Source organism: Hydrogenispora ethanolica, from assembly GCF_004340685.1.
GTDB classification, from domain to species: Bacteria; Bacillota; UBA4882; order UBA8346; family UBA8346; genus Hydrogenispora; species Hydrogenispora ethanolica.
In genome coordinates this window covers 46993-51505 of the sequence record NZ_SLUN01000041.1, presented here as the reverse complement: position 1 = coordinate 51505, position 4513 = coordinate 46993, and the positions used below count along the sequence as shown (strand labels likewise).

At 50.9% G+C, this 4513-nt stretch carries 3 protein-coding genes; 2 read left to right on the top strand and 1 reads right to left on the bottom strand.

Annotated elements, in window-relative coordinates:
• Positions 1–283: 283 nt before the first annotated feature.
• Complete coding sequence (locus EDC14_RS22865) at positions 284–1132, bottom strand: helix-turn-helix transcriptional regulator (RefSeq protein WP_132016789.1); 849 nt, start codon at positions 1130–1132, stop codon at positions 284–286.
• Positions 1133–1359: 227 nt separating this feature from the next.
• Here EDC14_RS22865 and EDC14_RS22860 point away from each other — a divergent pair, with 227 nt between their 5' ends.
• The gene (locus EDC14_RS22860; RefSeq protein ID WP_243663083.1) at positions 1360–2517 is read left to right on the top strand and encodes an MFS transporter; all 1158 of its coding nucleotides are present in this window, start codon (positions 1360–1362) and stop codon (positions 2515–2517) included.
• Positions 2518–2996: 479 nt separating this feature from the next.
• Complete coding sequence (locus EDC14_RS22855) at positions 2997–4220, top strand: MFS transporter (protein ID WP_132016785.1); 1224 nt, start codon at positions 2997–2999, stop codon at positions 4218–4220.
• Positions 4221–4513: the final 293 nt, after the last annotated feature.

Sequence of the window (4513 nt, the reverse complement as noted above, 5' to 3'; positions counted from 1 at the left end):
TTGAAAGCCTAGGCTACAAAGTTATTCTTGAACCGGCTGCTGCATGACTTATTTGCTTGTCAAGGTTCTAATGCTCGGGAGTATTTTCTAGATAGTATTTTCTAGATAGTGATCTGTTTTTGTGGATAAACGGAATCGTTAAATGAAGTTAATGTTTTTGGTTGTGGATAAATCGGAGCCGTACAGTTAAAAGACGGGGGGCTTTTAATAACGGAATCTCTCAAACATTTTCAACCGCTAGCGCGGGCCGTAGGCCAACTTACGCCTGCCATTGATTCGTCCCTCAGCTTTTTACTACGGCGGCGGGGGAGATGTTTTTATATTTTTTGAACAAGCGGCTAAAATAGTTGCTGTCATTAAAGCCGACGGTGAGGGCGACTTCGCCGATGGATAAACGGTGTTCCTGCAGCAATGCCATGGCCGCATTGATCCGCAGATAATTAACATAGGCAATAGGCGGCATGCCGGTAATGCTTTTAAACAGCCGGCACAGATGAGGAGGACTCATATTGGCCATGGCCGCGAGGCCATGGAGAGTGATTTTTTGATCATAATGCTCTTCGACGTATTGGATGACCGGCAGCAATAGATGTTGTTGCCGGTTTTTGATCGTATCCGGGACCGTCATGGCATAGCGCTGCAGAAGTAAGGCGAGAATGCGGTAAAGGCCGGCCTTCACCAGTAATTCATAACCGTATTCCTGCTCTTCGTATTGGTTGATCAACTCCAGGACCTGGCGGATGAGTTCATTATCGCCTTCGATTTTATTCTGAAAGCGGAGGCGGCCCTGCAGTAAGGGAGCGATATATTTGGTTTGACATACATCCTTGGGGCTGAGCAAGGAGGCGAGGTCGAAGAGAATATAGGGTTCGACCAGATGGTTGCCGCGGTTTTCCTGATAATGGATGTCATTGCAGTTGGTGATGACCAGGTCTCCCGCGCTGAGGGGGATCGATTGAGCGTTGCAGTGAATTACCGCATTTCCCTTCTCGATATAAAAGATCATGAATTCCTCATGCCAATGCTTTTTCAAAATGGGCCCCGGCGCCTGATACTCTTTACGCCCCATCTCAATCGGGAAATCGTTTTTCAGGTTGGGATGGACCATTTGGCCGTTGCTGGGAATTATCATCGCTCTTGCCCCCTTCGGACAATCATATCAATATCGTGCTACAATCGGATAATATCATTCATGAAATGCCATGAGTTTTTAACTATAATAGAGATGGTCAATAGATGTTGAATCAATATTATCCTAGTAAAAACATTTTGTCAAATCGCATCCGGGGAGTGAGTATCCTGTTTCGCTCAATCAAGAATGTCCCTTATCCCATCTGGTTGATTACGTGCGCTCACGCAGTGGCCGATTTATCATCGGGCGCTTTGTTTGTGGCCTTGCCTTTTTTTAAAGCAAAATTCGGCCTGAGTTACGCCGAATTAACGGCGATCGTGCTGATCCAAAACCTCACTTCCTCTGTGAGTCAGCCGCTCTTCGGCTATTGGAGCGATCGCCAATCGCGACTGTGGTGGATGCCTTTCGGGTGTATCGTGGTCGGAACCATGATGCTCGCTTCGTTACTGGTGCCGACGTATCCGTTGGTACTGCTGTGTACCAGCGTTAGCGGGTTCGGCAGCGCCATTTTTCATCCCGAAGGAGCCAAGATCATCAACTGGCTGAGCGGCAAGGCCAAAGGGAAAGGGGCCAGTCTATTTTCAGTCGGCGGCAATGTTGGATTTGCGCTGGGGTCGTTGTTTCTGGGAGCCCTGTTATTGGGCAATCCCGTCCTCCGGTATTTATTCGCATTGCCCAATATGGTAATGGGCGTTCTGCTGCTTTTGGCGATGAAGCAGTTCGCCCGGCTACCGCAGCCCACACCGGAAGGCGCCGGGAAAGCCAAAATCGCCATCCGGATCAATGTACCGTTGGCGGCATTGCTCGGAATGGTACTCATCCGGGCGACGGTAAACTCGGGGCTCAACACCTTTGTCCCGTTGTATTGTACATCGTTCCTGCATGGCAGTTCCGCTTATGCCGCTTCGTTACTGACGGTTTATTTGGCTGCCGGAGCAGTCGGCACTTTGCTGGGCGGACCTTTCAGTGACCGCTACGGCAGCAAAAAGGTCATGCTATACTCGATTTTGCCGGTGGCCCCGCTGTTATATCTCTTCAAGGCAACGGACGGCGTGGCAGCGTTTATTCTCTTGGCCCTGGTCAGCGTGCTGCTGGCGGCGACCTTTACCAGCAGCCTGGTGATGGCGCAGAAGATGATGCCGGGTAATGTCGCCATGGCCTCGGGACTGACACTGGGGTTCAGTATCGGATTGGGAGCCTTGGGCGTCTTGATGATCGGTCATTTTGCCGATGCGCTGGGATTGCCATGGGTGTTCAATCTGTTGGCAGTCTTGCCGGTAGCCGGCTTTATCCTTACGTTGCTGGTGCGGGAACCGGTCGATGCTTCGGCGGAACCGCCCGTTCCCGAGGTTGAGGACGGGAAGAGTGAAACCGTATCCTCATAAACTCCGGCGCGGCTGTAATTCCGTCGCGCCAAGATCCTTTGAAGATGGAATGAGAGATAGCCGTTCTTTCCCTTGCCTGAGAAAGACAGGAATGATACCCTATATTTTGGGACCTGGAATATTTTGCGGCGGGGGATAGGATAAAATCGCCTTGAACAAACCGCTCTTTTATGGCATAATAACTTTGAGTCTATGAACCGGAGGATACCGATTTCATGCATTTTGTTCGTTTAAGATAAGCTAACGACGAAAGAATTATTCCCTCCACTCGAGGGGACTTTTTGTTGTGCTTATTTTTACGAATCAAGGCATGGAATAAATGGACGCCGCTCCGGTTACGGCACCCTTCTTTATTCGATGATCTTGTGATGGGAGATAGGCAGATCAGAGTCCGCTTGAGGGACAATGATCTGTTTTTTTATTGCCCCGAAATGTGAAAACTTCAAAGGTTAAATCTATCGATAAGCGGAGTGTCGACAATGAATTCAAATTGGCAAAAGAATACCATCCTCTTCTTGACGAGCCAGGCGATATCGCTCTTCGGCTCGACCTTGGTCCAACATGCCATCACCTGGTATATTACGTTAAAAACCCAGTCGGGCACGATGATGACCGTCGCCATTATCTGCGGTTTCCTGCCGGGCTTTTTTCTGGCGCCCTTTGCGGGAGTATGGGCCGACCGTTATCATCGCAAGATGCTGATTATTTTGTCCGACGCGCTCATCGCCGCGACGACCCTGGTTTTGGCCATCCTGTTTTTCTCGGGATACCAATCGTCATGGTTGCTGTTTGGCGCGTCGGTGCTTCGTTCCCTGGGGTCGGCGGTGCAGACGCCGGCGGTGGGCGCGTTCCTGCCGCAGTTGGTCCCGGGGGATCAACTCACCCGGGTGAACGCCATCAACAGCAGCATTCAATCGGCGATGATGATCGTCTCTCCGATGCTGAGCGCCGCCCTGCTGACAATGGCGACCATTGAGGCCATCTTCTTGATTGATGTGGTGACGGCGGCCGTGGCCGTCGCGATCCTGCTCTTATTTCTGCACGTCCCGGCCCACGCCAAAGCCTTAACCCGACAAACAACGGGCTATTTTGAGGATCTGCGCGAAGGACTGGCGTATATCAAAAACCACGGCTACGTAAAAACCTTTTTCCTGTTTATTATCTTCTTTTTCATCCTGATCGCGCCCGCGGCCTTTTTAACGCCCCTCCAAGTCACACGGAGCTTCGGCAACGAAGTCTGGCGCCTCTCCGCCATTGAAATCACTTTTTCGCTGGGGATGATGGCCGGTGGGTTGATTATAGCGGCTTGGGGCGGTTTTCAGAATAAAGTTCACACCATGGCGCTATCGGTTCTGGCGAACGGAGTGGCTATCGTTGCGCTGGGCTTCATCCCCGTTTTCTGGATATACCTGACGGTCATGGCCTTCATCGGAGTGGTGATACCGGTCTTTAATACACCGGCTACGGTCTTGTTGCAGCAGAAAGTGGAAGAGGCTTTTTTGGGCCGGGTTTTCGGGGTGATGGGCATGATCGCCAGCAGTATGATGCCTTTGGGAATGCTGGTGTTCGGGCCGGTGGCCGATTTTATCAAGATCGAATGGCTGTTGGCGGGGACGGGGTTGCTGATGGTGATTCAGGGATTTTTGATGTTTGGGAATCAAGTGCTGATCGAGGCCGGCAAGCCGGTTCAGGGAGAAGCGTAAAAGATACCGTTTCAAAAAGATTGAGAACCAAAAGAATACCTCCCGCGGAGGCGCAAAGGCGCAGAGTTTCGATATAAAATCAATCGTCGCTTGAATCTTTTCACTGCGCCTCCGCGCCGCTGCGGGAGAATCAAAATGGCATGCCGAAACAGCCATTATTAAAACAGTCCTTCATTCCCAGGCGCCGGTCGTTTCAAAAAGATTGAGAACCAAAAGAATACCTCCCGCGGAGGCGCAAAGGCGCAGAGTTTCGATATAAAATCAATCGTCGCTTGAATCTTTTCACTGCGCCA

Excerpts from the sequence above, each read along its gene's own strand:
- EDC14_RS22865 (WP_132016789.1), bottom strand. The coding sequence starts at position 1,132 with ATGATAATTCCCAGCAACGGCCAAATGGTCCATCCCAACCTGAAAAAC.
- EDC14_RS22855 (WP_132016785.1), top strand. The coding sequence starts at position 2,997 with ATGAATTCAAATTGGCAAAAGAATACCATCCTCTTCTTGACGAGCCAG.